Here is a 21,918-nt window from a genome sequence, read left to right on the forward strand (position 1 = left end):
CCAAATTCTCCGCATTGTGTGCGGAGAATACCGAGCTGAAGCTCAAGACTTAGGCTGCAGAAGGTGGCCTGCGTGTCAGAACCAGTGCAACCGGACCACTGTTAGTACTACCGCCAGCACACGTACCACTGTCGGACACTCCGCAGTTGGAACAACCTCCGCCTGGGCACATGCCACCGAGGGATTCCCGGCGCAGTTGGCCGGTGTGTTCCATGCGGTCAAGGATGAGGTCTACCGTTGCTCGCTGCAGGCCGGTGATTTCGCAGATTTTGCGCCGGGAGCTAATGCCCTGCGCAATTGCATCCTGGACGGCTTCTGTAGGCCGACGAGTAACCGTCGTATTCTTCCTGGCTCTAAAGAGTCCCACGGCGATAGCTCCTTTCCGTATCGGGATTCTTGTTGGACCTGATTTCTAGTTGGAAAATGTGTCCTAGTAGCTTTGCCGAAGCTCCTAGGAATTTACGAGGCTTTACAGGAACAGTTTCAACCCTTGGAAAACAATCACGGCCAGTGCCCATGCAACGACCAGCTGCGCTAGCAAACCGAAGCCCGTCCACTTCAAGCCGATCTCGCGGCGTTGTGCCGCGAGCGTAGCCACGCACGGTGTGTAAGCCAGCAGGAAGATCATGTAGGCCCAGACTGCTGCCAATCCATTTCCATCGGATGCATTGTCAAAGTCACGTCGAATATTCTCCGCGAGCGGGCTGGAGGCCTGTTCGCTCGAATCCGAGTCGGTGACGTCCTCCACTGCATAGGTCTGTGCCCAGGTAGAAATGACGGCTTCCTTGGCCACAAAGCCCGTCACCAACGGACCTGTCAGAGACCATGTGCCGAAACCTGCCGGGTTAAAAACAGGAGCAATAGTTGCGCTGACTGTACCGTATGCGGAGTCCTGCGGTGCCAGGTCTTCATCGGCAAAGGAGTGCCCGGAGACAACCGGGATAGACATCAGTAGCCAAACGACGATGACGGTGCTGACGATGATTCCACTAGCGGTCTGCAGAAAGCCCTTCAGACGCATCCACATCACTGATAGTGCCAGTCGTGCAGTCGGTAGCTGGTAGGTTGGCAGGTCAATGACCAGCGGTTCCGACGGCATGGTGCGCCACAGAGTCTTACGCAGCGCAAGGCCGGTCAGAACGATCAGCAGAATCGAGATCACGTACATAGCGAAGACGACGGTGCCCGCGTGTTCCGGGAAGAACACCGCACCCAGCATGACATACACGGTTAGGCGCGCCGAACAGGAGGTAAACGGAACCAGTAGTGCCGTCAATATGCGGTGGCGCGGATTACTTAGCACACGTGTCGCCGAAATCGCTGGCACGTTACAACCAAAGCCGACGATGAGCGGAATAAATGCCTTACCCGGAAGACCAATTACACGCATGACACGGTCCGCCACCACGGCCGCACGCGCCATATACCCTGAATCCTCGAGCACTGCGAGGCACAGGAACATGAGTGCCATCAGCGGAACAAAGGTCAGCACCATGCCGACACCGCCGATGATGCCGTTCACAAGCAGCCCCGTGACAATCGGATGGTCCCATCCCATCGCTTCTAATCCGCGGGTAACCAGATCTGCGAAATTACCGGTAATAAGGGTTTCTAAACCGTCCTGCAACGGCGCTGCCACCGTGGTCGTGATCTGGAAGACTGCCCACATGACCGCCAGGAACACAATCGGTCCGAGAACCGGATGGAGAACCACGTTATCAATGCGGTCGGAGAACGTCTGGCGATCTTCTACCCCGCCCGTAGCTGCCGCAACCGCCGCATCAATCGCGGCAAAGCGTGCGTCGTCCAGGCGTTCAATCGAGTCACCATCGGCCCGGCGAATCGGTGACGATACCGAACTACATCCGTCCAGAGCCGCAGCTACCGCGTCGGCCAACCGCGCCATTCCCGCTTTACGACGGGGATCCAGCGCCACCACTGGCATCCCCATAGCTGACTGCAATGCGTCCGGATTCACATCGATGCCCTTGGCCTTGGCAACATCGAGTTTGGTCAGGGCCAGAACGATGCGCTGGGGCTGCTCCGCCAACTCCGCAGCCATGTAGAGGCCACGCCCCAGTGCCGTGGCGTCGACAACGACAACGACGAGATCCGGGCGTTCTTCTTCCGGTTTCTCGATGAGCATCTCGCGAGTGAGCTCTTCGTCCGGGCTCATGGCATCCAGCGAGTAGGCACCCGGGAAATCGATGACATCGTACTCAGCGGCATCGGTCTTCCACGCGCCGCGACTGACCTCCACGGTCGTACCAGGCCAATTGCCCATCTGCGCTTTCGCACCAGTCAAACTATTGAACAGTGTTGACTTACCGGAGTTCGGAGCGCCGACTACGGCAACAACAGGTGCACCCTCCTTTGCTGGTGCACCGCCGCTGCACGCATGACAGCTGGGCGTAGATGCGAATTTTCGCGTTGAAGAATCCGTAGGTGTTGTCATTGTTAACTTTCAGGAGGGAGGTGAGAAAAGAGATGTACGGGACTAACCCGCGATGGACATCTTGTGCAGCGTGCTGGCATCGATGGCGTAGCGCGTTGCGCCAGCATGGACGATTCGCCCACCGCCGCTGGTGCTCCGTCCCACAGTGACACTCATTCCAGGGCGAAGCCCCAGTTGCGAAAGCCTGCGACACAGGCACTCATCCACATGCGACGCTCCCAGAGTGACGGTTACCCCCACCGGGACGTCGGCAAGCGACTGAATGTCATCCGACTGTTTTCGAAACCGCAATCCGAGCATGAGAAACCTCGCTTACATAGATAAGAATTAAGCTAAGCATTGAGTGTTTACGGAGATGAGCTTACTCTTAGGCATGCCTAAATGGAATAAACCGGGCACACCTAAGGAAAGTTATTTATACCACACTTAATATTCACCTATTTAGCGTGGCAGAATTGTTAGTCCAATCCGAATAGTTACCGCGGTGTGAAGGAATGGTTTTAGGCGCCCCAGAGCACAATGTGCTGACGTGCGATTCGTTAGTTCGCAGATGAAGATATGGGAAGTATTATCGAGAAGTATGACTACTGACTTGCTAAGCATTGGCATGGACTACCCCAGCTGGCGAGACGCGATGGAAGCCGCGATTGCCAGTGACAATCTGTCGGTCATCGGCGAGGTCCGCGGCGGCCAGCTGGTCCGTTTCGAAGATTCCTCTGGTGCGCGTCTGCACATCCTGGGTGTTGAACCATTTTCTACCTACGCCGGCTTCGCGGGCAGCCCGACCGTCACCGCCCATGTATCCAGCGTGGACGATGTCTTGGCACTCGTGGAAATCGTCGAGGACGATCCCTCCTCAGATAACTTTGACAAGGTCATCGAGGTCGCTACCTGCCTGCTGTCACAAGGGCCGATGATTGTTGATGCCGGAACTCAGACTTTTGAGCACGTCGCGCTATCAGCTCTGGCAACTGATTTCACCCTCGACGCATCCGCCGAAGAGTACGAGAAGCGCACTGGGGCAACCCCGACAACATTGGACTTCGAAGGTGCTAAGGCAATTGTCGGAGATCAGGTCGGCAAGGCATCGCCTAGTGCAACCGTCAAACTGGCCGGTGTTATCAATAACTCCCGCAAGCATGTCAATGAGCTAACCGGCAAGAAGTTCTGGGTGCTCAATCTTGCTCTGCCGACTCCCATGGACGTACTTGTCCCCGGCGGCGACGAAGCTCCCCAGCCGGGCATGGTCGTCTCCGGCACTTTCTCGCTGACGGGTGAAATTATCCCTCCGCAGGGCTGTGGTGGCGGTTGTGGCGATGGCGGCTGTGGTTGTGGCGATGGCGGCTGCGGCGGACACTAGTCCGATAACTCTCCCCCCCCCACCGCCTCCGCTACCCCGCTAGCGCTCCTGCTGCACTAGCTATCAGTCACAGGGCTTCCAGCTCAATATCGCCGAGCGTGTGAATCACGCTCGGCCCGGTCAAGGTCGCTGAGAAGGCCCCATCCGCATTGCTGGCTTTGTGGACATCCACAGTCACCACACCGCCGGACACCTTGACTGTCACAGCCCCCTCAGTCCGGCCGGCATCGGCCAGCGCGGCAATTGCTGCGGCAACCGTGCCGGTACCACACGAACGGGTCTCACCAACTCCACGTTCAATTACTCGCATGGACACCGAATCAGAGGCATCCAGCGGGGTGACAATTTCCAGGTTGAGGCCGTTCGGGAACATGGCTTCGTCGGCACGCACTGGCTTCGCGACACTACCCGCCGCTTCCAATTCCAGCTCCGCCAGACCGGCGGCACTCAGGCCCGGCATGACGCAGGCCAAATGCGGATTTCCCACGTCGACACCAATCCCGGCGAATTTCAGTGCATTGTTGCCCGAGCCAATGAACGCAGTAGCGAGGCCAAGGACCTCCGGCTGCCCCATATTCACCCCGACGACCGCATGCCTGCGGCTGAGCTCATCAATCGAAACAGCGCGCAGCCCTGCTCGAGTGCCCACCCGCAGAGTTCCGTCGACGACACTGTCCGGGCTGTGAATCGCGGCAATATAGTGTCCAAAAACGCGGACACCATTCCCGCACATCTCGGCAATAGAACCGTCACTATTGCGGTAGTCCATAAACCAATCGTCGGCTTTAACTCCCTCCGGCAATGCCGTCAAAACACCGGCATCGACGAGTTTCCCCGCTCGGGCAACCCGCAGGACGCCGTCAGCGCCAAGACCCCGCTGTCGATCGCACACTGCTGCGACGAGTGATTCGGTCAATTCGATCGACACCAAATCATCTGGAAAAATCAAGAAATCGTTTTGAGTACCGTGGCCTTTGGCAAATGAAACCATGCCCTTGATGCTAGCGGGAGGTCCTCATCTCTTACAGACCAAGTGCGGAAAAGGCCTGTCCCGGCACGTCACCGGCAGCGTTTAGCCACCCGATTCGATGATCACGGTTGAACCAGGAGCGTTGACGTCGCACATACCTGCGCGTACCAGTAATCGTTCGTTCACAAGCCGTATCCAGGTCGTAAACGCCATCGAAGTAGTCCAGCACCTGTGCATAGCCAATCGCGCGACTAGCGGTCACACCTTCGCGCAACCCTTGCGCAATCAATCTCTCAGTTTCTTCCACCAGGCCAGCGGCAAACATGCCCCGCGTCCGCTGTTCAATCCGCGGATTTAGCCATTCCGCCTGTGTGCGCAATCCCAATATGCGCGTATTCCACCGCGGTGGCTTATCAATCGACGGCTTCGACGCTGCAAAAGGTTTACCTGTCAGCTCGATGACCTCCAAGGCACGGACAGTGCGCCGCGGGTCGTTGGTCTCAATAATTGCCGCCGCATCCGGATCAATCTCTGCCAGCCGATCATGCAACGCCGCCGGACCGATCTCGTCCTGCACTGCCTCCCATTTCGCACGTACCTCGGGGTCCGTAGGTGGGAACTGCCAGTCGTCCACCAACGCCTGCACATACATCATTGACCCGCCGACAAGGATGGGGACTTTCCCCCGCGCGCGAATGGCCTCAACATCCGCGACCGCCTCACGCTGATACGTCGCTACACTCGCCGGCTGCGTCACGTTCAGAACATCTAGTTGGTGGTGCGGAATCCCCCGCCGCTGATCCACCGACAGCTTTGCCGTTCCGATATCCATTCCTCGATACAGCTGCATCGAATCAACATTGACGACCTCACCGCCAAGCTGCTCCGCAAGTACCAGCCCCAAATCCGACTTTCCGACGCCGTCGGCCCTACCACCGCAATCGGCACCGGCAAGCTCTCACTCTCGAAAGCCGTCACTACCCAGTTCACACTCCTGCACAAAAACTAAAAATGCGAGCTCTTACTCCGCAACACACTGCCAGCTGGCCACGTGGTAACCGATGCCATAAGGCGCCCCGTCATAGTAAGAACGCTTTACGACGGTCATTCCAGACCCCATCCAGCTTGCAGCAGCTTTACTCAGCTGCTGCCATAACTCGGCCGCGTACGCGCCGGGAGCTGGAAACACAATATTTTCCACATTAACGGTTGAGCAGTCCTGCCCAGCAATCAAACTGCACAGCGCATCAACCTCCGCTGCACCCTCAACTACGCCGACCGGGGAATCGTCCGCAAGGCCGAATGCGCCGTCGACAAGCACGAGCAGACGCGTGTGACCGGCAGCGAGCGCCTCGGCGATAGAGTCGAAGCACGTTGCCTGCACGACGCGGCCAGTGTGTCCTTCAGAATTCCGTCGTGCGTAGTCTTCGATAAGCCAGCGCCCCAGCAGCTCAGGTAATTCGGTTCCACCGGACACCGTGACATCAACCCCATACGGGGAGAAGCTGCCGGGTGTGCTGCTCTGGTGCGGGGACTTCGTCTGCATTCTGCCAGTGATAATAGCGACCGCGCCGGGCTCCCCGGGTGCGTCACCAGCCCACAGCATCGCGACAGCTTCACGGGCGTGACGGCGCAATTCCGTGGCTGTGGATGCAAAACCACCCAGCTCCTCGACGATGAGGAGCGCACGCGGAACACTAACAAGCCGAGGCAAACGCGAATTCACGTCCTCAACGCTACCGTGAGGGGCTAGTCGATGCCTTATTCCGGCGGTGTTACGCGCGCTGTGCCAAAATTTTTGGGATACTCGAGCACATACCGTAAGTGTTTGATGGCAGCCGTGTCGCGCGGCAGTTCTGCATGAAGATTGGAAGAGGTTTACCCACTATGACCGGTACCAGCAATTCCCCTAAGCCAGGTCCACGCCCGGGTCCACGTCCGGGACCTCGACCAGGCGCAATGCCGGCTCATCGTAAGGCCCCTGGAGCCGCTCCAGCGCCTGCGGGGTCCGCCGCTGTGACACATGCTGTCCACAATGATCCGAAGAAGTTTGGCCGCATTGATGAAGACGGCACTGTTTGGCTGGTCACCAGTGCCGGCGAACGCAATATTGGTTCCTGGCAGGCTGGCACCGTAGAAGAGGGCTATGCCCACTACGGCAAGCGCTACGAGGATCTGGCCACCGAGGTCGAGCTACTGGAATCTCGTGTAGTTTCCCACCCGCAGGAGGCAAAGACCATTTCTCACAACGCAGTTGAACTGCGTGAGAGCCTTGCCACCGCCACGGTCCTCGGCGATATCGATGCGCTGGATAAGCGCCTCGCAGAGGTCATTGCCGCCTCCCACGTCGCAGAGGAAAAAGTCGCTCACGACAAGGCAGAGCGCCGTAAGAACGCCATCGCACGTAAGGAAGAGCTCGCCACGGAGGCCGAGGAGCTCGCAGAGAACTCCACCGAGTGGAAGGTCGCCGGCGACCGTATCCGCGAGATTCTCACGGAGTGGAAGCAGATTCGCGGCATCGACCGCAAAACTGATGATCAACTCTGGCGCCGTTACTCCCGCGCGCGTGATTCTTTCAACCGCCGCCGCGGTGCCCATTTTGCGGAACTGGACCGCAACCGTGCGGCTGCTCGCCGCGCTAAGGAGGACATCATTGAGCGAGCTGAGGCCCTGAAGACCTCCACTGATTGGGGTGGCACCGCTGCTGCCTTCCGTGACCTGATGGCTGAGTGGAAGGCCGCTGGTCGAGCCCCACGCGAGGTCGATGACAAGCTGTGGGCGCAGTTCAAGGCCGCCCAGGATGAGTTCTTTGGTGCTCGCAACGCGGTCAATGAAGCTCGCGACAAGGAGTTCGAGCAAAACGCTGCGGCCAAGGACGCACTGCTGGCTGAATACGAAGACCGCATTGATCCGTCCAAGGGCCTCGATCACGCTCGCAACGAACTGCGTCAGTTGCAAGAGAAATGGGAGGCCATCGGCTTTGTGCCGCGTGGTCGTGTGCGTGAGTATGAAAACCGCATTGGCGCACTGGAAAAGCGCGTCTCCGATGCTGCTGATTCGCAGTGGCGCCGCACCGACCCCGAAGCACAGGCTCGCGTCCAGCAGTTCGCCGACCGCGCGGCAGAGTTTGAGCAGAAGGCGGCCGAGCTCGAGGCGAAGGGCAAGGCTTCTCAGGCAGCCAAGGCTCGGGAGCAGGCCGAACAGTGGCGACAGTGGGCAGAGCAGGCTGCGGAGACTCTCAAAGAGCTCTAACAGAAACTAGTTGTGTGTCGGGGAAGCAGCTTCCTGCTCTCCGGCGTCCTCAACAGAATTCTGGCTCAGCTATGCGCTGGCAACGCGTCGATGGTTAAAACGTCTCACTACTCGTCACAGACCTGTTCGTCCTGTTCGCCGGTCTGCTGAGAGACATTCTCCGCGCTACTGCCCTGCTGGCCACGATTGCGTCGGCGAGCGCGTTCACGGCGGTCGTCGACGACCTCAACATCCGTAGTCGTATTCGGTGTCAGACCCGCCCGCAGGTAAACCTGCTGCGCGCGCAGTACCGGATCGGTGTCAGCGTGCTTGCGACGTTTCGTCGCGATTGCAAGCTGCTCCTTACTGCGTCGGAAAGCGATGAAAGTCACGGAAATGGCCAGTAGAAAACTGCAGAAAATACCGAGTATTAGTCCGAAGGAAATACCCTCGCCGGCCAGTTCCTGTGGACGAGACTGTCGCATCCAACCAGCGAAAACTGAGTAGACCATCTGGATGCAGGCAAAAAACCAGGTAACGAACGCGAGAATCGTCGTCCGCGTAATCAGCGTGGCAATAGCTAGCAAGACACCTACCACCACGAGAATGGAGTAAATTCGCTCCGGTCGGGTCGTGAAGTACTGATGCGCAACATCCGTATCCAGCAACACATCAAAGCCCAAAACGACGCCCGAGTGCGGAAGGAAGAAACTCGTAATGAGGCCGATGACGGCAACCATCATCGGAATCACCGCACGGCCGAGATCCAGCTCGCCAGCGGCCTTGCGCTCCTGAACCCGCAGTGCCTGCGCAGATTCCACCGACTGCTCGCTAGTGGATTCCATATCACTTTCCGGCGAAGCCTTGTCACTACTCACAGCCGCATCCCTCACTTACACTCGTTTTCTCCGGGCGCCCAATCTTCGGCAAGCCCAGACCTACTCCAATCGGAGCGGTCGTCGGAGTCTGACCGACCTCTACATTATCCCCCGCCTTAGTGCGGCGGTGTGTGAGCACACCGGAGTCAGCAATGAGGAAGTGCGGTGCGGAGTCGGTCACGCGTACTGTCACGTAATCACCTGGGCGAATCTTTCGGTCGACGACGCCTGGTTCGCTTTCCGACGGGCTGAAGTGCACCAGGCGGCCATCCCGACTCCGACCAGACATGCGATGAGTCTCCGCATTCTTACGGCCATCGGACTGGCTGACCAGCAGCTCTACTTCCCTGCCGACTAGCTTGGCGTTTTCTTCCTCGGAAATGCGCTCTTGAAGCGCTAACAGCCGACCATAGCGTTCCTTCACAACCTCTGGAGGAACCTGATCCGGCATTGTTGCCGCCGGAGTTCCCGGGCGTGGCGAGTATTGGAAGGTGAACGCCGAACTAAAGCGAGCCTTTTCCACTACGTCGAGAGTTGCCTGGAAGTCCTCTTCAGTCTCACCGGGGAAACCGACAATGATGTCAGTGGTAATGGCCGCATCCGGCATTTTCTCCCTAACCTTGTCCAGAATTCCCAGGAATTTCTTGGTGCGGTAGGAACGGCGCATGTCTTTCAGCACTCGGTCGGAACCGGACTGTAGTGGCATGTGCAACTGATGAACCACATTCGGTGTCTCCGCCATGGCGTCGATGACATCATCGGTGAACTCAGCTGGGTGCGGAGACGTAAAGCGCACACGCTCCAACCCCTCAATCTGGCCGCAGGCGCGCAGCAACTTGGAAAAAGCCGAGCGGTCGCGTTCCATGTCAGGGTCGGCGAAGTTAACGCCATAGGCGTTGACATTCTGGCCGAGGAGGGTGACGTCAGTAACGCCCTGCTCCACGAGTGCCTGCACCTCAGCGAGAATCTCGCCCGGACGACGATCGCGTTCCTTACCACGCAAGCTGGGGACGATACAGAAGGTGCACGTGTTATTGCAGCCTACAGAAATACTCACCCAACCTGCGTAAGTGGATTCACGCTTGGCCGGCAGCACCGAGGGAAATTCTTCCAGCGCGTCCTTAATCTCGACTTCAGCCCGGTCATTATGAGCGGCGCGTTCCAACAGTGCTGGCAGCGAACCCAAGTTATGTGTACCGAAGACGACGTCCACCCATGGGGCCTTCTTTACGACGACATCCTTATCCTTCTGGGCCAAGCAACCACCGACGGCAATCTGCATGCCTGGGTGAGCATCCTTGACCGGTTTGAGCTGTCCCAATGTGCCATAAAGGCGGTTGTCCGCATTCTCTCGAACGGCACAGGTGTTGAAAACGACCAGATCGGGATTCTCGCCTTCTGCAGCCGCTACATAACCGTTTTCTTCCAGCAAGCCAGACAGTCGTTCCGAGTCATGGACGTTCATCTGACAACCGAACGTACGTACCTCATATGTGCGAGGCGAAGACTGCTGCTGAGAGTTCAAAGAAGGGGTAGTCACGGCAGTTTAGGTTAGCTGTTTATGGCCCATTTCCCCAATCAGCGGTCCCTTTAAACCTGGCCGGTGCGCCGTCGGCGTACTAATCCGGCGTGTGGTGGCACCGACGCTAATCTGTGTCCTCTTCCAGTTCTCGGTATCGCTCTTCTAACTGGTCCCGAGCAATGCTCATGGACAATTCGGAGGGGAAACCGCGCCGCGCCAGCACACCGACAACCTTGCGTAAATCCTTTTGCTTGGAGTTGAAGTCAGGTGCCACTGATTTAATAGTGGCCGCTTTCTTCGCCGCTAGCTTCCGGGCGACTTCTTCTTCCGCGTTGTGCGTAATCTGTTCCAACGCATCAGCACGAAGCGAAGCATCAATGCCCTTTTCCTTCAGCTCCCGGTTCAAAACCATCTTCGACTTACCGCGACTGGCAAAGCGCTGCCGCACCCATTCGGATGCGAAAAGCTCGTCATTGACCAATCCGCTTCGGGTCAGGTCATCAACAACTTCTTCAATCATCGAGGTTGGAAACTCCTCGACTGCCTCGAGCCTTTCTACGAGTTCCTTGCGGGAGCGCATTCGCTGATCGAGCAAGCGCAGCGCCTTAGCACGAATCGGAGCCTTGGATTCCTCACGACCCGCATCGTAGAGCGAACTACCGTCAGCTGCCGCAATCTGCTGAGCAAGCTTTTCGATAGTCTCCCGCACATCGCGGCCGTTACGATCCTCCACTGTCCTCACTTTTCATGTGTCGCGGCACTACGCCTCAAGCTAGCTAGTCTTCCAAATCATCGAAGTCGATGTCCGGCACGACATCGACAGGGGCATCGATATCGGTCTCGTCCTCGACCTCAGCGAATTCCCCGACCCCGAGCTTCTTCTTAATCTTGACTTCGATTTCCTGGGCAATTTCTGGATTCTCGCGCAGGTGCATACGAGCCTTTTCCTTGCCCTGTCCCAACTGATCGCCCTCGTAGGTAAACCACGAACCGGACTTCTTGACGATGCCGTTATCAACGCCCATGTCAATCAACGAGCCCTCACGCGAAATGCCCTCGCCGTAGATGATGTCAAACTCTGCCTGCTTGAACGGCGGTGACACCTTGTTCTTGACTACCTTCAAGCGCGTGCGGTTACCCACCGCATCCTGGCCGTCCTTCAACGTCTGAATTCGGCGTACGTCACAGCGAACGGAAGCGTAGAACTTCAGTGCTTTACCACCCGTGGTGGTCTCAGGAGAGCCGAACATGACGCCAATCTTTTCACGCAGCTGGTTAATGAAGATGGCAGTGGTGCCGGTGTTAGACAGCGCACCCGTCATCTTTCGCAGCGCCTGACTCATCAACCGCGCCTGCAGACCAACGTGGGAATCGCCCATTTCACCGTCGATTTCAGCCTTCGGCGTCAACGCGGCCACCGAGTCAACCACAATGATGTCAATAGCGCCGGAACGCACCAACATATCTGTGATCTCAAGTGCCTGCTCACCGGTATCTGGTTGGGATACCAGAAGGTTGTCCGTATCTACCCCAAGCTTGCGCGCATAAACCGGATCCAGTGCATGCTCCGCATCAATAAATGCGGCAATACCGCCCTGCCGCTGCGCCTCTGCAATAGCATGAAGTGCGACTGTGGTCTTACCTGAGGATTCTGGACCATAAATTTCTACGATACGACCACGTGGGAACCCACCCAGGCCCAAGGCCACGTCGATGGCGATATTGCCGGAGGGAATAACCTGAATTGGAGGACGATTGTCGTCTCCCAGGCGCATAACTGCACCCTTACCAAAGTCCTTCTCAATATTCGCCAGAGCTACATCGAGCGCCTTCAGGCGATCATTGCCCTGGTTCGAAGCCGTAGCCTTCTTACGAGCCATAGTTCGTTGTTCTTCCTCATTGTCATTGTCGCATACGGTATCGGGATCTGGAGCCGTACTCAGAGAATGTGTGTCCCGATTTTCATCCAAAACAGAAACTTCGCTCACACTTAATTAGGCGCAAAACTAGCCGTTCCGGTTCCAAATTGGTCCGCGACACCTCTACTGCCGGTTACACCCGGAAGTTATACCGAATCAGACGGATTGACTTCATCAGCACTTTCGATAATATGCGAAACCCTGTTCGAATGGCAACGACACGCAAGAGCCACAGGCAAGCATTCTCCGTCGTCTACGCCGGAACCTATTCGTCAGGACCGTACCAACGGTCTTCAGGAATATCGTGTTCCCTACACAGTGCCCACCAGATATCTCGAGGTTCGACCCCGTCTTCGAGCAATTCCGCGGGAGTTTTTCCATATTCCATCAGTACATGGGAATGCAACAGCCACGGGCCGTGCTGAGGCCCAAATTCGTGGTTGACGAAGTTGTGAAAATCGGCCAATCGCATGAGACCAACGTACAAGATACCTGTCACTGATACCTACCTGGCCACCCTTATTTCATAACCTAATCCCCGCGCCCCCGCCTGAACAGTGCTCAACCCAGGGGTTTAAGATGAAAGCTGTGAATAACTCCAAGGTGTATGACCTCACTATTATCGCTGCTTTCGCAGCACTGATCATCGTTCTCGGCGGGATTGCCATTCCCGTTGGCGGACTGGGCGTGCCAATCGTGCTACAGAACATGGGCATCGCACTGGCCGGGATGATTCTCGGATTCAAACGCGGCGGCCTCGCCACTGCCCTGTTCCTGGCAGTTGGTCTCGTGGGTGTCCCTAACATGGCGGGCTGGAAACCACTTCTCGCCGCACTGCCCGGCCCTACCGTGGGCTACATTGTCGGCTACTTAATTGCCGGTTTCGCAATAGGCGCGATTGCCCAGCAAGCACCACGGGCGAAGGTTTCACGTATCAGCGTCTTCATCGGCGCGGGCCTCGTCGGAGTTCTACTGCAGTACTTCTTCGGATCTGTCGGATTGGCATGGCGTATGGGGCTTAGCTTCACCGACGCGCTGATTACGAACGTCCCGTTTATCCCGGGCGACGTTGCAAAGGTTGTCGTAGCCGCGCTTATTGCTACTGCCGTACTGCAGGCTTTCCCTGATTTGCTTCCCGACGCTGCCAACCGAAAGCAAAGTCGTTTGGTTAAGGAAGCAGCCACTTCGGGCAATTAACCCACAGGCTTAGAAAGGTCCTCGAGTCGCACTATGCCCACCATCGCTTTTGACCGCGCTTCCGCAACCTATTCGGGACGCCAGATACTGAAGCCAACCACCCTAACTCTCACAGAGAACCGCATCGGCATTATCGGCGAAAACGGTGGCGGTAAGTCCACGCTGGTGCGACTTATTAACGGCCTTGGCCCAGTCACCGGCGGCACGGTCACATATGAGGACATGAATGTCGCAGAGCAGGCAAAGGCAATTCGCAAGAAGGTCGGCTTTATCTTTTCTGATGCGGATAACCAAATTGTGATGCCGACAGTCGCAGAGGACATTGCCTTTTCACTACGCAAGCGAAAACTGTCAAAGGATGAGCGTAACCGACTGGTGCAGGAAGCCCTCGAGCGATTTGGACTCGCCGATCATGCTGACGCCTCGCCACACGTGCTCTCGGGTGGACAAAAACAGCTTCTGGCGCTGGCGGCAGTGTTAATTCTTAATCCCACGACCATTATTGCCGATGAGCCCACTACGCTCCTCGACTTGCGCAATCGTCTCCACATTCGGAAAATTTTCGCCCAGCTTGAGCAGCAAATTATCGTGGTCACTCATGATCTGGATTTTCTTATGGACTTCGACCGAGTTATCCGTGTAAGCGCAGGTGAAATCGTCGACGACGGTGCGCCGAAGGGTGTTATTGACCGATACGTCAGCGATATGACTCGTGCGGAAGAAGGCCGCTCATGATTCATCCAGCCGATGTCCCGTTAGGGCTTTACCTCAACCATAAGTCGCCTGCGCACAGGCTCCCGACGGCCCCCAAACTCATCATTGTCATCGCATTTTTATTACTCACCGGAATTCTCGTGGATACCTGGCTAGGCGGGGCGATTGCCCTGGCAATTGTCACCGTCGCTTATGCGGTGGCCAAGGTGCCACCCATGGTTGCTTTCCGACAGCTCCGTGGAGCCGTAATCATTTTGGCGCTGCTTTCGCTTCTCCTGTGGTGGCGCGCCGGAGGTGAGCAAGCGCTGACGACCTTCCTCGCGCTTCTCGCTGCAATCGCAGCGGCGATATTGCTAACGCTGACGACCCGCGTCAGCGACATCATGGATACTTTGACCACTGCGATGCAGCCGTTCGCCCGTTTCGGCCTACCAGTCGACACCATCGCGCTCGCACTATCGCTGACGCTGCGTATGATTCCGCTTCAGGTTATGGCCGCTGCGGAGGTTCTGGAGGCTCGAAAAGCCCGAGGGGCTGCCGGCTCAATCATTGCCTTCGGCGTACCTGTGGTCATCCGAACCATTAACCGCTCGAAGGCAATGGGCGATTCGCTAATCGCACGTGGCGAAGGTGAGTAGCAGAATTAATTGCCCTCGCGCAACTGACGCATGCGCTCAGCGACTGCAGGGTCAACGTTGGAGGCAGCACTTCCCTCGATGGACTTCTGAGCCTCGCCACCAGAGAGCTCGTTGCCGCCGTTCATTTCCGCGCGAATCTGCTCCAGGCGAGAGTGGCCGGCAAGCTGAACACCTGCGGCTTCTACCTCAGCCATACGCCCCTGAACGGAGTTCTGAGCCAGCTCAGCCTGACCAAGAGCGTTAGCGTAACGACGCTCAATCTTGTCACGAACCTGATCCAAATTAGGTGTAGCCCCCGAAGAAATCTGATTCATCGACTGCAGGGATTCGGAAACCTTCTCCTGCATCTTTGCTTGCTCCAGCTGACTGAGGAGCTTTGCGCGCTCCGCGACCTTCTGCTGCAGCTGCATAGAATTACGCTCGACGGCCTTCTTAGCCTGAGCTGCCTGCTGCAGCGACTGATCGTGCAGAGCCTTCAAATCTTCTACCGACTGCTCAGCAGTAACCAACTGAGCTGCAAAAGCCTCAGCTGCGTTCTCATACTCCGTAGCCTTAGCAGTATCCCCTTCAGCACGAGCCTTGTCAGCGAGCTGCAATGCCTGACGAGTATTCCCCTGCAGCTTCTCAATCTCAGCGAGCTGGCGGTTAAGGCGCATTTCCAGCTGGCGCTGATTACCAATCACCGCCGCTGCCTGCTGCGATAGTTCCTGGTGCTGCCGCTGGGCATCTTCGATAGCCTGCTGAATCTGCACCTTCGGATCAGCATTTTCCTCAATCTTGGAATCAAAAGCGGCCATCAAGTAATTCCACAGCTTTACAAATGGATTAGCCATAGCGTCCCATACACCTTTCTTATTGCAACTACCTCAAAGCAGGTCTGTGCTTATCGCGCACCCAATCTTAACTAAAGCCGAGCGTCTTCGGGTGCTAAGTGCCGGAGCAATGGAATGAAATTCCACCGCCGCAACCGATTTTTACATCGCTGCCAGTTCCGGGCTCGCCGAATGCAGAGCCATCGCTGTGGCCGCTTCCATCATCAAATCCGACACCGTCACACCAAGCGCCGCGCATACCGACGCCAGCAGCTCAGATGAGACTTCTTTCCGTCCACGCTCAAGCTCAGACAAATAACCAGGGCTAATAGCCGCATTTTCAGAAAGCTCTCGCAGCGTCTGTCCACTTCGCGAGCGAATATCACGCAGCGTCTCCCCCAGTGCCTCTCGCAGCAGTGGCTCACGGGATTCTCCCCGTTCCGCCAAATCCTGTGCCGTTAACTTTGCAACCGATCCAGGCTGCTCCGCTACAGCCACCCCCGTCGACGGTGCTGCTGCATCCATGGATGCCTCCAAAGCAGCAGCGCTATCTGCCGCTGGGTAGCGAATGGTCATAAGTGCAGTATTGTTGGTCATCACTTTCTCTAACGCTTTAGAGGGCCGACCTGTTCCCGATTTTCAAAAATTCTACTTACCGTCGAGTTTCTGCATCAACAGCGCTAACGCCAATACCACTGCTTGACGACGAATCTCCGCGCGCGAGCCCTCTCTATTCACCGGCAACCTAACAGCGGTTACTCCATCAAGGTACGAAACCCCCGGCGGTTTCAGACCACACCAGACTTCACCTACTGCGTGCCCATCCTGCATCGCTGGACCAGCAACGCCAGTTAGCGAAATCCCCCAGTCCGCCACTGTCTTATTCGCCACTCCAAGTGCCATATACCGGGCCGTCAAATCGGACACGGGGCCATATACGGCCAAAACATCCTGCGGCACGTCGGCAAGCAACGCCTTCGTGTCAGTGGCGTAGGTGACAACACCACCCCGCAGAACGGCGGAGGCTCCCGGTACGGAAGCGACGGTGGCGCAGAGAAGACCTGCGGTAAGTGATTCTGCGGCTGCAAAAGTCTCGCCGCGGGAGGTAAGCGCTTGGACGAGTTTAAGCGAAACGTCATCGACACCGTCAGCGTTGTCGTCGCTCTGGGCGAGGTGTTCGACTGTGTTCACAACTTTAACCTCCACTTAATTCTTCTACGAGACCTTACGCGCATCCACGATGTACTGGATTCCGGTACCGATGGTGACGACAATCGCGGCAATCATCACGATCCAGGACGGCCAGAACAACCAGTCCACTGGCATCAGGAATAGTCCCACTGCTACAGACTGCAGGACCGTCTTTATCTTGCCGCCCCGAGAAGCCGGAACAACACGCCCCTGGCGCAGTGCGAACATACGCCAGATGGTGATGCCACCTTCGCGAATCACGATGATGACAGTCACCCACCACGGCAGAATCTCGATGATGTTCATACCGATCAGCGCGGCCAGCATCAGAGCCTTATCGGCAATCGGATCGGCAATCTTGCCAAAGTCGGTAATAAGATTACGGCTACGTGCGAGGTGCCCGTCCAACTTGTCAGTCGCCATCAGAAGCGCGAAGACGACAAACGACCACCAGCGCCAACTGATGGCTTCGCCGCCCTCCTGAAGTAGTACCCACAGGAACACCGGCACTCCGAGGATGCGAAGCACGGTCAGGAAATTGGGCAAGTTCCAGTTGGAAACACGGCTTGTATCAGCACTTGGAGCAGTCACAGTTGTTACCTTATCTCACAATCGTGTTCGATTAATGCCCAGGCTCGTTCTTACCGTTGTGCGAACCGTTAGTTTCGTTTCCGGCCGACACTGACTCCTCACCGCCAGAGGTAGAGGAAGCGTGAGAGCCAAGGCCATCGTCGTTTCCATGATCATTGTGGTGAACACGTGGAAGCGCAATCGCACCCATGTTTTCATCACGCTTAATCTTGAGCCACGATGCCAGGACAGTAACCACCAGCACGATGACAATGAACGCCAGCGACCCCCAAGTCGATACTTCAGGCACCGACACGTTCTCACCGCCGTTAATAAACGGCAGGTTGTTTTCATGCAGTGCGTGCAACAGCAACTTCACACCAATAAAGGCCAGGATGACACCAAGACCATAAGCCAGGTACACCAAGCGATCCAACAGACCGTCAAGCAAGAAGTACATCTGACGCAACCCCATGAGAGCCAGGGCGTTTGCAGTAAAGACGATATATGCCTCATCCGTCAGGCCGTAGATTGCCGGGATAGAGTCAAACGCAAACATCACGTCGATAAAACCGATGGACACCAGCGCGATGGCAAGTGGCGTCAAGTAACGCTTGCCGTTTTCCTTAACGGTCAGCTTGTCCCTGTTGTAATGGTCCGAAATCGGGACGATTCGACGCAGCCATTGAATCAGCTTCATATCCGACGGATCGGGTTCCGGCTTGTCGACGGCTTCGTCGTACACCGTCTTGATAGCCGTGTAAATCAGGAAGATGGCAAACAGGTAGAAAACGTCAGACCACTTGGCAATAACGGCAGCACCAGCCCAAATGAACAAGCCGCGGAATACCAGCGCCATCGCAATACCGAACAGCAAGACCTTTTGCTGGTACTGGCGTGGAATCTTAAATGCGCCGATGATGAGTGCAAAGACAAATAGGTTGTCTACGCTGAGCGCCTTTTCGGTGATATAGCCCGAAAGAAACTCAATGCCTCGGTGGTGATCCCATAACCACCACACCATTCCGCCGAAAATTAATGCCAAGACTACGTAGAAAGCGGTCCAGGTGCCGGCTTCCTTCATAGTTGGGTTATGCGGCGTGCGAACGTGTGCATAGAAGTCAAAGGCGATAAAACCCATGACGACCACAATGGTGATGATCCATACCAATGCGGAGACATGCATATTAAAAAAGACCTCCGGTCGTGCGAACATGAACCGGAGGTCTCTCCTGCTTCTGCCAAAGTGGCAAAAGTGACGGCACCGGGATTGGATCTGCACAAAGCGAGTCTGTGCGTCCAATCCGTGCTGACGATAACCGTCACGGGCTAGCGGAAATCATCCGCTTTTACCGGGGATACTCCCCTCCACGTGTGCCGACTATACACGCAATCAGAAACGGCGGTGAGGCTGGGTCATCCTACGCCATAGACTGATTCGGATCAGCGTCGACTACGTTTACTTCTTCCTTAGGGGCATCCTCCGGATTTGCGCCCTTGATCATCCACTTAATGGTTTCGAGCTCCTCCGGCTTGACCAGCACCTCACGTGCCTTAGACCCCTCTGACGGTCCAACCACTCCGCGAGTTTCCATCAGGTCCATCAGCCGACCAGCCTTGGCAAAGCCGACTCGCATCTTGCGCTGCAACATCGACGTCGACCCGTGCTGTGCGGTGACCACCAGCTCGACTGCCTGAAGCAAATCTTCCAGGTCATCTCCGATATCGGGGTCAATGTTGCGCTCAGCTTCAGCGCTCTTATCCTCAGTGACACCCTCGGTGTAATCCGGCTCGGCCTGTGCCTTAGCTGCATCGACTACGGCCTGAATCTCCTCGTCTGTGACGAAGGAACCCTGTAGACGTCGCGGCTTGCCTGCACCCTGTGGGATGAACAGGCCATCGCCCATACCAATGAGCTTTTCAGCACCGCCCTGGTCAAGAATGACGCGGGAGTCCGTAAGTGACGAGGTAGCGAATGCCAATCGCGATGGCACGTTCGTCTTAATCAAACCGGTGACCACATCCACAGACGGACGCTGCGTAGCCAACACCAAGTGGATACCGGCGGCACGGGCCTTCTGCGTGATGCGCACAATCGCATCTTCGATATCGCGGGGTGCGGTCATCATCAGGTCTGCCAGCTCGTCGACGACACAGACAATGTACGGGTACGGACGGTACTCGCGTTCCGAGCCAAGTGGCGTCGTAATCTCACCGGACTTGACCTTACGGTTGAAGTCCTTGATGTGACGGACGCGGGCGGCCTTCATGTCCATGTAGCGCTGTTCCATCTCTTCAACCAGCCACTGCAGAGCCGCCGCGGCCTTCTTCGGCTGAGTGATGATTGGCGTAATCAGGTGAGGAATCCCCTCATAGGGAGTCAGCTCGACCATCTTCGGGTCCACCAGAATCAGGCGGACATCCTCCGGGGTCGCACGAGTCAGCAGTGACACCAACATCGAGTTTACGAACGCGGACTTACCCGAACCGGTCGAGCCGGCAACGAGAAGGTGCGGCATCTTCTGGATGGAATGCGAGATGAACTCGCCCTCAATATCCTTACCGAGGCCAATCAGCATCGGGTCATCGTTCGCAACGGTCTTGGGCGCGTTGAGTACGTCGGCAAGCCGAACCATCTCACGGTCGTTGTTCGGCACCTCGATACCAACGGCCGACTTCCCCGGAATCGGAGTCAGCAGACGGACATTGTCGGTCGCTACCGCGTAGGCAATGTTGGACTGCAGGTTCGTGATCTTCGAAACCTTCACGCCCGGGCCAAGCTCGACCTCGTAGCGAGTCACCGTCGGACCGCGAGAGAAACCAGTCACCGCAGCGTCGACCTTGAATTCTGCGAATACCTCAGTAATCGCCTCAATCATGCGGTCGTTCGTCGCCGTACGCGTCTTGGGGCGCTCACCTGGGATCAACAAGTTTGTCGATGGCAGGTGGTAATCAGACTCCGGCGTGCGTGCCGACGAAGCGGAAGTACCCTCGGCATCCTTTTCCAATTCAGACTTCGGAGTTGTGGCCGGAATCTTAGAGGCATCGATGCCAGAACGAGCGGCAATGGCATCCATAGTGCGGCGCGTAGCCTCAGAAACCGCATCCCGCGAATCATCGACAGACGACTCGCTCTGCGGCGCACTCGCCGGCGCTACGGCCTGAGGCTGAACAGCGGGCTGTTTCGGAGCTCGGGAAGCGGAAACACGATTGCGTTCACTGTTGCTAGCTGCAGCAGCCTCCTGCGTCGGGTACTCGGAGTACTCGTCATATTCTTCGTCGGCAGCGTGGTAGTTCGTGCCCCCGACAGCAGGAATAGTCGATTCTGTTTCGGCGGTGTCCCGATGTACAGCATCCGACTGAGTTTCCTCCACGTACTCAGCTGCCGGAAACGCCGGCTCCACCGGGGAGACTCGGTTGGAGTGCTGTGCCCCATTCCGGACGTCAAACACTGTGGTCTTTGCCGAATCGTAGTCGACATCCTCAACCTGACGGGCAGGTCGCGGAGCCTGTCGGGGCCTCTGCGGCTCTTCGTCCAAAAGATCGTAAAGGTTACCGTCAGCATCCGGTTCGTCGTAAGGCGCGGGTTCGGGTACAGGCATACGGCTATCCGCGCCACGGCGAGGCGCTCGGTAAGCAGAGCGAACGGTCGAACGCGACGAGGAACGCTGCGTGCGGCTGCTGTGGCTTGGGCGACGCTCGATTAGCTGCGTCGGCTGGTCAAAGTCCTCATCGGCATAAGCGGTATCAGAATCCCAGCTTGCACGGCGTTCCAGCATGTCATCGACATTGCCGTAGGGATCGTCCGATTCCAGCTCCTCGCCGGCACGACGCGAAGACCATTCGGAAAAGTTGAAGTACTCCTTAGTGGCATCGATAAGTTGACGCACCGTCGCGCCAGAGAGCACCAGAGCGCCGTAAAAAACGATGCCCAGCAACAAAACTACGGCGACCCACGAGGTAAACCCGGCTGCTAGCGGCGAACCGATATAACCACCGATTGCGCCACCAGCTGCACGCCGCCCCTGCCAGTCCGCAGGACGACCCGAGCCGATATGCACAATTGCGAGCAGCCCCACCACGATCAGCGAAGCTCCAGTGATGGTAGGTGTCAGACGTTCACGGCGCGGCATAGCATCCAGCATCATTAATACGGAAACAACACCGAGTAGCACCGGAAGTACAAATGCGCCGATACCAATGAGCGTGCGCACGGCCGTTTCAATGAACTCCCCCACTGGCCCTGCCAGGTGGAACCATGTCGAGCCAGCGAGCACAATCGCCAACGCCAGCACGAGCAGCGCCAGGCCGTCCTTGGATCCCGGTTCGCCACTTTCATCCAAGTCTGCGTCGTACTCGGCAGCTGGCGCGGAGGCCGGTGCCGGCGGTTCAATTACATCGTCATAGCCGCTAGCTGCTTTACGACGCTTCCTACGCGGCTTCGTCGAAAAATCGGCGTCA

At 57.0% G+C, this 21,918-nt stretch carries 20 protein-coding genes and 2 pseudogenes; 5 read left to right on the plus strand and 17 right to left on the minus strand.

The window, feature by feature from the left end; translation table 11 throughout:
• Window positions 1–49: 49 nt before the first annotated feature.
• The 3 genes from CORAM0001_RS11150 to CORAM0001_RS00265 form a co-directional block, all read right to left on the minus strand.
• Window positions 50–367 (minus strand): FeoC-like transcriptional regulator, encoded by a 318-nt coding sequence (locus CORAM0001_RS11150; RefSeq protein ID WP_100066752.1) that lies wholly within the window; start codon window positions 365–367, stop codon window positions 50–52.
• A 102-nt stretch (window positions 368–469) separates the two neighbouring features.
• Window positions 470–2,455 carry a ferrous iron transport protein B gene (gene feoB / locus CORAM0001_RS00260; protein ID WP_005509407.1) on the minus strand — a complete coding sequence of 662 codons (1,986 nt, stop codon included), beginning with the start codon at window positions 2,453–2,455 and terminating at the stop codon, window positions 470–472.
• 42 nt (window positions 2,456–2,497) lie between these two features.
• The gene (locus tag CORAM0001_RS00265; protein ID WP_005509474.1) at window positions 2,498–2,755 is read right to left on the minus strand and encodes a FeoA family protein; all 258 of its coding nucleotides are present in this window, start codon (window positions 2,753–2,755) and stop codon (window positions 2,498–2,500) included.
• Window positions 2,756–3,035: 280 nt separating this feature from the next.
• Between CORAM0001_RS00265 and CORAM0001_RS00270 the strand changes: the two genes are divergently transcribed.
• On the plus strand, window positions 3,036–3,815 hold the full coding sequence (locus CORAM0001_RS00270) for a hypothetical protein (RefSeq protein ID WP_005509632.1): 780 nt from the start codon (window positions 3,036–3,038) through the stop codon (window positions 3,813–3,815).
• A 67-nt stretch (window positions 3,816–3,882) separates the two neighbouring features.
• Here the strand turns inward: CORAM0001_RS00270 and dapF are convergent, their stop codons facing one another.
• The 3 genes and pseudogenes from dapF to CORAM0001_RS00285 form a co-directional block, all read right to left on the minus strand.
• Window positions 3,883–4,806: a diaminopimelate epimerase gene (gene dapF / locus CORAM0001_RS00275; protein ID WP_005509372.1), complete on the minus strand. Its 924-nt coding sequence runs from the start codon at window positions 4,804–4,806 to the stop codon at window positions 3,883–3,885.
• A 31-nt stretch (window positions 4,807–4,837) separates the two neighbouring features.
• Window positions 4,838–5,739 (minus strand): annotated as a pseudogene (gene miaA, locus CORAM0001_RS00280) (tRNA (adenosine(37)-N6)-dimethylallyltransferase MiaA).
• Between the two features lie 67 nt (window positions 5,740–5,806).
• Window positions 5,807–6,511 (minus strand): hypothetical protein, encoded by a 705-nt coding sequence (locus CORAM0001_RS00285; protein ID WP_005509459.1) that lies wholly within the window; start codon window positions 6,509–6,511, stop codon window positions 5,807–5,809.
• 290 nt (window positions 6,512–6,801) lie between these two features.
• Here CORAM0001_RS00285 and CORAM0001_RS00290 point away from each other — a divergent pair, with 290 nt between their 5' ends.
• The gene (locus CORAM0001_RS00290) at window positions 6,802–8,037 is read left to right on the plus strand and encodes a DUF349 domain-containing protein (RefSeq protein WP_005509456.1); all 1,236 of its coding nucleotides are present in this window, start codon (window positions 6,802–6,804) and stop codon (window positions 8,035–8,037) included.
• A 107-nt stretch (window positions 8,038–8,144) separates the two neighbouring features.
• Here the strand turns inward: CORAM0001_RS00290 and CORAM0001_RS00295 are convergent, their stop codons facing one another.
• The 5 genes from CORAM0001_RS00295 to CORAM0001_RS10945 form a co-directional block, all read right to left on the minus strand.
• Window positions 8,145–8,894, minus strand: coding sequence for an Rv2732c family membrane protein (locus CORAM0001_RS00295; protein WP_100066753.1), 750 nt, complete (start codon window positions 8,892–8,894; stop codon window positions 8,145–8,147).
• Window positions 8,887–10,434, minus strand: coding sequence for a tRNA (N6-isopentenyl adenosine(37)-C2)-methylthiotransferase MiaB (gene miaB / locus CORAM0001_RS00300; protein ID WP_005509644.1), 1,548 nt, complete (start codon window positions 10,432–10,434; stop codon window positions 8,887–8,889). Before miaB ends, CORAM0001_RS00295 begins: the two co-directional genes overlap by 8 nt.
• 106 nt (window positions 10,435–10,540) lie before the next feature.
• The gene (locus CORAM0001_RS00305) at window positions 10,541–11,149 is read right to left on the minus strand and encodes a regulatory protein RecX (protein ID WP_005509587.1); all 609 of its coding nucleotides are present in this window, start codon (window positions 11,147–11,149) and stop codon (window positions 10,541–10,543) included.
• A 43-nt stretch (window positions 11,150–11,192) separates the two neighbouring features.
• Window positions 11,193–12,296, minus strand: coding sequence for a recombinase RecA (gene recA / locus CORAM0001_RS00310; RefSeq protein ID WP_038628758.1), 1,104 nt, complete (start codon window positions 12,294–12,296; stop codon window positions 11,193–11,195).
• A gap of 304 nt (window positions 12,297–12,600) precedes the next feature.
• Window positions 12,601–12,834 (minus strand): DUF3046 domain-containing protein, encoded by a 234-nt coding sequence (locus tag CORAM0001_RS10945; RefSeq protein ID WP_005509697.1) that lies wholly within the window; start codon window positions 12,832–12,834, stop codon window positions 12,601–12,603.
• A gap of 80 nt (window positions 12,835–12,914) precedes the next feature.
• Here CORAM0001_RS10945 and CORAM0001_RS00315 point away from each other — a divergent pair, with 80 nt between their 5' ends.
• The 3 genes from CORAM0001_RS00315 to CORAM0001_RS00325 are packed head-to-tail and all read left to right on the plus strand — an operon-like array spanning window position 12,915 to window position 14,884.
• A complete protein-coding gene (locus tag CORAM0001_RS00315) occupies window positions 12,915–13,532 on the plus strand; it encodes a biotin transporter BioY (RefSeq protein WP_005509531.1) in 618 nt (205 codons plus the stop codon).
• A 33-nt stretch (window positions 13,533–13,565) separates the two neighbouring features.
• The gene (locus CORAM0001_RS00320; RefSeq protein ID WP_005509508.1) at window positions 13,566–14,267 is read left to right on the plus strand and encodes an energy-coupling factor ABC transporter ATP-binding protein; all 702 of its coding nucleotides are present in this window, start codon (window positions 13,566–13,568) and stop codon (window positions 14,265–14,267) included.
• Entirely contained in the window at window positions 14,264–14,884 is a 621-nt protein-coding gene (locus tag CORAM0001_RS00325; RefSeq protein ID WP_005509704.1) for an energy-coupling factor transporter transmembrane component T family protein, read from the plus strand. The genes CORAM0001_RS00320 and CORAM0001_RS00325 overlap by 4 nt, the downstream gene beginning before the upstream one ends.
• A gap of 5 nt (window positions 14,885–14,889) precedes the next feature.
• Here the strand turns inward: CORAM0001_RS00325 and CORAM0001_RS00330 are convergent, their stop codons facing one another.
• The 6 genes and pseudogenes from CORAM0001_RS00330 to CORAM0001_RS11635 all read right to left on the minus strand — a co-directional run.
• Window positions 14,890–15,717 (minus strand): PspA/IM30 family protein, encoded by an 828-nt coding sequence (locus CORAM0001_RS00330; RefSeq protein ID WP_005509356.1) that lies wholly within the window; start codon window positions 15,715–15,717, stop codon window positions 14,890–14,892.
• Between the two features lie 141 nt (window positions 15,718–15,858).
• A complete protein-coding gene (locus CORAM0001_RS00335) occupies window positions 15,859–16,293 on the minus strand; it encodes a helix-turn-helix domain-containing protein (protein ID WP_005509475.1) in 435 nt (144 codons plus the stop codon).
• 51 nt (window positions 16,294–16,344) lie between these two features.
• Window positions 16,345–16,887: a CinA family protein gene (locus CORAM0001_RS00340; RefSeq protein ID WP_005509337.1), complete on the minus strand. Its 543-nt coding sequence runs from the start codon at window positions 16,885–16,887 to the stop codon at window positions 16,345–16,347.
• 24 nt (window positions 16,888–16,911) lie between these two features.
• Window positions 16,912–17,478: a CDP-diacylglycerol--glycerol-3-phosphate 3-phosphatidyltransferase gene (gene pgsA, locus CORAM0001_RS00345; protein ID WP_005509359.1), complete on the minus strand. Its 567-nt coding sequence runs from the start codon at window positions 17,476–17,478 to the stop codon at window positions 16,912–16,914.
• A 31-nt stretch (window positions 17,479–17,509) separates the two neighbouring features.
• Window positions 17,510–18,643 carry a TerC family protein gene (locus CORAM0001_RS00350; protein ID WP_040360785.1) on the minus strand — a complete coding sequence of 378 codons (1,134 nt, stop codon included), beginning with the start codon at window positions 18,641–18,643 and terminating at the stop codon, window positions 17,510–17,512.
• A gap of 235 nt (window positions 18,644–18,878) precedes the next feature.
• Window positions 18,879–20,417, minus strand: a pseudogene (locus CORAM0001_RS11635) (DNA translocase FtsK); the annotation flags it as partial.
• Between the last annotated feature and the right edge of the window lie 1,501 nt (window positions 20,418–21,918).

Origin of the sequence: Corynebacterium amycolatum SK46 (assembly GCF_000173655.1) — a bacterium.
GTDB classification, from domain to species: Bacteria; Actinomycetota; Actinomycetes; order Mycobacteriales; family Mycobacteriaceae; genus Corynebacterium; species Corynebacterium amycolatum_A.

Coding starts and splice junctions, on each gene's coding strand:
- feoB (WP_005509407.1), bottom strand. CDS start 2,455: ATGACAACACCTACGGATTCTTCAACGCGAAAATTCGCATCTACGCCC.
- CORAM0001_RS00265 (WP_005509474.1), bottom strand. CDS start 2,755: ATGCTCGGATTGCGGTTTCGAAAACAGTCGGATGACATTCAGTCGCTT.
- CORAM0001_RS00270 (WP_005509632.1), top strand. CDS start 3,036: ATGACTACTGACTTGCTAAGCATTGGCATGGACTACCCCAGCTGGCGA.
- dapF (WP_005509372.1), bottom strand. CDS start 4,806: ATGGTTTCATTTGCCAAAGGCCACGGTACTCAAAACGATTTCTTGATT.
- recA (WP_038628758.1), bottom strand. CDS start 12,296: ATGGCTCGTAAGAAGGCTACGGCTTCGAACCAGGGCAATGATCGCCTG.
- CORAM0001_RS00315 (WP_005509531.1), top strand. CDS start 12,915: ATGAAAGCTGTGAATAACTCCAAGGTGTATGACCTCACTATTATCGCT.
- CORAM0001_RS00320 (WP_005509508.1), top strand. CDS start 13,566: ATGCCCACCATCGCTTTTGACCGCGCTTCCGCAACCTATTCGGGACGC.
- CORAM0001_RS00325 (WP_005509704.1), top strand. CDS start 14,264: ATGATTCATCCAGCCGATGTCCCGTTAGGGCTTTACCTCAACCATAAG.
- CORAM0001_RS00330 (WP_005509356.1), bottom strand. CDS start 15,717: ATGGCTAATCCATTTGTAAAGCTGTGGAATTACTTGATGGCCGCTTTT.
- CORAM0001_RS00335 (WP_005509475.1), bottom strand. CDS start 16,293: ATGACCAACAATACTGCACTTATGACCATTCGCTACCCAGCGGCAGAT.
- CORAM0001_RS00350 (WP_040360785.1), bottom strand. CDS start 18,643: ATGCATGTCTCCGCATTGGTATGGATCATCACCATTGTGGTCGTCATG.